This is a genomic window from Stenotrophomonas sp. P5_A8 (genome assembly GCF_056400545.1).
Window position 1 is genome coordinate 1 of the sequence record NZ_JBFULB010000320.1, and the last position, 4,346, is coordinate 4,346.

4 protein-coding genes are annotated in these 4,346 nt (G+C 67.3%); all 4 read right to left on the reverse strand.

Annotation, left to right across the window (positions count from 1 at the left end):
- Positions 1-358 precede the first annotated feature (358 nt).
- Positions 359-1,615 carry a cysteine desulfurase gene (locus AC1DQP_RS17175; RefSeq protein WP_478052073.1) on the reverse strand — a complete coding sequence of 419 codons (1,257 nt, stop codon included), beginning with the start codon at positions 1,613-1,615 and terminating at the stop codon, positions 359-361.
- Positions 1,612-2,874, reverse strand: a complete 1,263-nt coding sequence (sufD, locus tag AC1DQP_RS17180; protein ID WP_256777479.1) for a Fe-S cluster assembly protein SufD — start codon at positions 2,872-2,874, stop codon at positions 1,612-1,614. The genes AC1DQP_RS17175 and sufD overlap by 4 nt, the downstream gene beginning before the upstream one ends.
- Positions 2,874-3,638, reverse strand: coding sequence for a Fe-S cluster assembly ATPase SufC (sufC, locus tag AC1DQP_RS17185; RefSeq protein WP_457319249.1), 765 nt, complete (start codon positions 3,636-3,638; stop codon positions 2,874-2,876). Before sufC ends, sufD begins: the two co-directional genes overlap by 1 nt.
- Positions 3,639-3,704: 66 nt before the next feature.
- A partial coding sequence (locus AC1DQP_RS17190; protein ID WP_478052074.1) for a SufD family Fe-S cluster assembly protein occupies positions 3,705-4,346 on the reverse strand: 642 nt, incomplete at its 5' end.

Sequence of the window (4,346 nt, forward strand, 5' to 3'; positions counted from 1 at the left end):
GTTGCTGGAGGACGCGTTGGCGTCGGCGAAGCGGGCGAGCGTGGTCGATCCCTCGGCGCAGTTGTTGGCCGACCAGATCGCCCACGTACAGATGGAAGCCACGCGGGCCGAATAGGGCTGCGCGTCAGCGCATGAAGAATTCGACCGGGAACGCCGTTCCACGGGCGCCGAACGGTCGTCGGGCACCGTGGGAAGCGGGGCGGCGCTGCGGAATGCCGCGTGAGCTGGCGGGACATGTTCCGCGCGACTGCGCCGGGACGGCCTCGCGCAGTCAGCCGTGATCCAACGGCCTGGCCACCCGGAAAACAAAAACGCCGTGGCAAGCCACGGCGTTTCGCTGCCAAGGGGGTGTTGCACCTCACCCCAGCAGCTTGCGCACCTTGTTCAAGGCCACGATGAAGCGCTCGATCTCCTCATGCGTGTTGTAGAACGCCAGCGAGGCACGGCAGGTCGCGGCCACGCCGTAGTACTGCAGCAGCGGATGAGCGCAGTGCTGCCCCGAGCGGATGGCCACGCCTTCCAGGTCGAGCAGGGTGGCCAGGTCGTGCGCGTGCGCGCCTTCGATCAGGAAGGAAACCACGGCCGCCTTGTGCGGCGTGGTGCCGAAGATGCGCAGGCCGTCAATCTTGTTGAGCTCTTCGGTGAAGTGCGCCAGCAGCTCGGCTTCGCGGGTTTCCACGTGCGCCAGGCCGAGGGATTCGAGGTAGTCCACCGCTACGCCCAGGCCGATGAAGCCGGCAATGTTCGGGGTGCCGGCTTCGAACTTGTGCGGGGCATCGTTGAACACGGTGCCCTCGAAGCTCACTTCCTTGATCATCTCGCCGCCACCGATGAACGGCGGCATCGMGTCGAGGTGTTCGCGGCGGGCCCACAGCGCGCCGGTGCCGGTCGGGCCGCACATCTTGTGCCCGGTGATGGCGTAGAAGTCGCAACCGATGGCGGCCACGTCGACCTTGCGGTGCGGCACGGCCTGGGAGCCGTCGACCACGGTGATGATGCCGCGCTTGCGTGCTTCACGGCAGATCTCGCGCACCGGGTTGACCGTGCCGAGCACGTTGGAGACGTGGGCCACGGCCAGCAGCTTGACCTCGGCGGTCATGGCACGACGCAGGGCGTCCAGGTCGAGCGCACCGTCGGGGGTGATCTCGGCCACGCGGAGGGTGGCGCCGGTGCGCTCGGCGACCAGCTGCCACGGCACGATGTTGGCGTGGTGCTCCATGCGCGAGACCAGGATGACATCACCGGCCTTCAGCCGCGGCAGCGCCCACGAGTACGCGACCAGGTTGATCGCGAAGGTCGTGCCGCTGCATAGCACCAGCTCGCTGGGGCGCACGTTGAGGAAGCGCGCGAGCTTGTTGCGTGCGCCCTCGTAGGCGTCGGTGGCCTCGGTGCCCAGGGCATGCACGGCGCGGCTGACGTTGGCGTTGTAGCGGCGGTAGAACTCGTCCACCGCGCCGATCACCTGCACCGGCTTCTGGCCGGTGTTGGCGTTGTCGAAATAGACCAGCGGCTTGCCGTGCACTTCGCGCATCAACAGCGGGAAATCCAGGCGCACGCGATCCCAGTCCGGGGCCGCCACGGTATCGGCCGCCGGGCGCGGGGTGGACAGGTTCATGCCACGCCTGCCCGTGCCAGGGCCAGGTCGAGCTGGCGGCGCAGCTGTTCGGTCAGGCGTGCGTCGAGCGCGTTCAGCGGTTCATGGCAGAACGCGGCACTGAGCAGCTGCTGGGCCTGGTCGGCGGGCAGGCCGCGCGAGCGCAGGTAGAACAGCGCATTGGTGTCCAGCTGGCCAACGGTGGCGCCGTGCGCGGCCTTCACTTCGTCGGCGTCGATCACCAGCGTGGGCTGGGTATCGATCTCCGCGTCGGCCGACAGCAGCAGGTTCTTGTTGGACAGGTTGGCATCGGTGCCATCGGCGCCGGCGCGGATGTGGATGCCGCCGTGGAAGACCACCCGGCTGCGGTTGGCGGCGACGCCACGCCACACCATTTCCGAGGCGGTATCGCGCGCGATGTGCTCGATGCCCAAGCGGGTGTCGACGTGGCGACGGCCATTGCCGAGCAGCACGCCGTTGGCAGTCAACTGGGCGTTGTCGCCTTCCAGGCGCACGTTGAACTCGTGGCGGCTGAGCGCGGCGCCCAGTTCCAGGTCGATGCGACGGTACTGCGCGTTGCGGGCCAGCACGGCATCGGTACGCAGCAGGCTGGTGGCGCGGGTGGCGTCGGCCTGCACGCGGGCATGCGAGAGCACGGCGTCCTGGGCCAGGTGCACGTGCACCAGGGTGTTGCCCAGGTGCGCGGCATCGCCGACGTGCAGGTGATGTTCGACCACGCCGAGCGCGGCGCCGCTGCGCAGCTCGATCAGGTGGCGGTGGTGCCAGGCCAGGTCGGCGCTGCCGGCCACGCTGACAAACACCAGCTGCAGCGGCAGGTCGATCTTCGCAGCTTCGTCCACGCGCACCAGCACGCCTTCGTCGGCAAGGGCGGCGTTGAGGCGGGCGAACACTTCTTCGCTGCGCTCGAAACGACGGCCGAGGAAGCGCAGGGCTTCATCGCCGGCGGCCAGTGCCGAGGACAGCGTCTGCAACTGCACGCCGGCGGGCAGCGCGCCCAGGTCGCTCAGTGCATCGGACGGGCGGCCGTTGACGAACACCAGGCGCGGCGACGGGATGTCGGCCAGCAGCGCAGCATCGACCTCGGCGGCCGCAAGCGGCGCGGGGCTGAAGCTGCGACGCTCCAGCTGGCGCAGCGAGGTGTACTTCCAGGCTTCGGTACGCGGGCCGGGCAGGCCGGCCTGCAGGGCGGCATCCAGTTCGGCACGACGCGCGTCGCTGCCGCAGAAGCCGCTGGCGAGGGAATCCAGCAGGACGCTCATCAGACCGCTGCCTCGGGAACGACGCGATCTTTCAGGAAGTGGTAGCCGTGGGCTTCCAGTTCCAGCGCCAGCTCCGGGCCACCGGTCTGCACGATTTTGCCGTCGGCCAGCACGTGCACCACGTCCGGCTTGATGTAGTCCAGCAGGCGCTGGTAATGGGTGATCACGATGAACGAGCGGTCCGGCGAGCGCAGCGCGTTGACGCCGTCGGCCACGCTCTTGAGCGCATCGATGTCCAGGCCGGAGTCGGTTTCATCCAGGATCGCCAGCTTGGGCTCGAGCACGGCCAGCTGGAAGATCTCGTTGCGCTTCTTCTCGCCACCGGAGAAGCCTTCGTTGACGCCACGGTGCAGCAGCTCGTCCTTCAGGTGCAGCACGGCCAGCTTCTGGCGCACCAGCTTGAGGAACTGCATTGAATCCAGTTCTTCCTCGCCACGCGCCTTGCGCTGGGCATTGAGCGCGGCGCGCAGGAAGTAGGTGTTGTTCACGCCGGGGATTTCCACCGGGTACTGGAAGGCCAGGAACAGGCCGGCGGCGGCGCGTTCTTCCGGCGCCAGGTCCAGCAGGTCGCGGCCTTCGAACTGCACGCTGTCGGCGCTGACGTCATAGCCTTCGCGACCGGCGAGCACGTTGCCCAGGGTGGACTTGCCGGCGCCGTTGGGGCCCATGATGGCGTGCACCTGGCCCGGCTTCACGCCGAGCGAGAGGCCCTTGAGGATGTCCTTGTCGCCGATGCGGGCGTGGAGGTTGTCGATCTTCAGCATGATACGAATCCGGGGTAGAGCCACGCCATGCGTGGCTGAAAAATTCAAACGAAGGCGGCTGTGGGGTTAACCCACGGACCCTTCCAGCGAGACTTCCAGCAGCTTCTTGGCTTCCACCGCGAACTCCATCGGCAGCTCGCGGAAGACCTGCTTGCAGAAGCCGTCGACGATCATCGACACGGCGTTTTCCTGGTCGATGCCGCGTGCGCGGCAATAGAACAGCTGGTCGTCGGAGATCTTGGAGGTGGTCGCCTCGTGCTCCACCGTCGCACTCGGGTTCTTKACCTCGATGTACGGGAAGGTATGCGCGCCGGACTTCTTGCCGATCAGCAGCGAATCGCACTGGGTGTAATTGCGCGCGCCGTCGGCGTTGCGGTCGACCTTGACCAAGCCACGGTAGGTGTTCTGGCCGCGACCGGCGCTGATGCCCTTGCTGACGATCTTGCTCTTGGTTCGCTTGCCGATGTGGATCATCTTGGTGCCGGTGTCGGCCTGCTGGCGATGATGGGTGAGCGCGACCGAGTGGAACTCGCCCACCGAGTCGTCGCCCAGCAGCACGCAGGAGGGGTACTTCCAGGTGATCGCCGAGCCGGTTTCCACCTGGGTCCAGGTCACCTTGCTGCGCGCGCCACGGCATTCGGCACGCTTGGTGACGAAATTGTAGATACCGCCCACGCCGTTCTCATCGCCCGGGTACCAGTTCTGCAC

Coding starts and splice junctions, on each gene's coding strand:
- sufD (WP_256777479.1), bottom strand. CDS start 2,874: ATGAGCGTCCTGCTGGATTCCCTCGCCAGCGGCTTCTGCGGCAGCGAC.
- sufC (WP_457319249.1), bottom strand. CDS start 3,638: ATGCTGAAGATCGACAACCTCCACGCCCGCATCGGCGACAAGGACATC.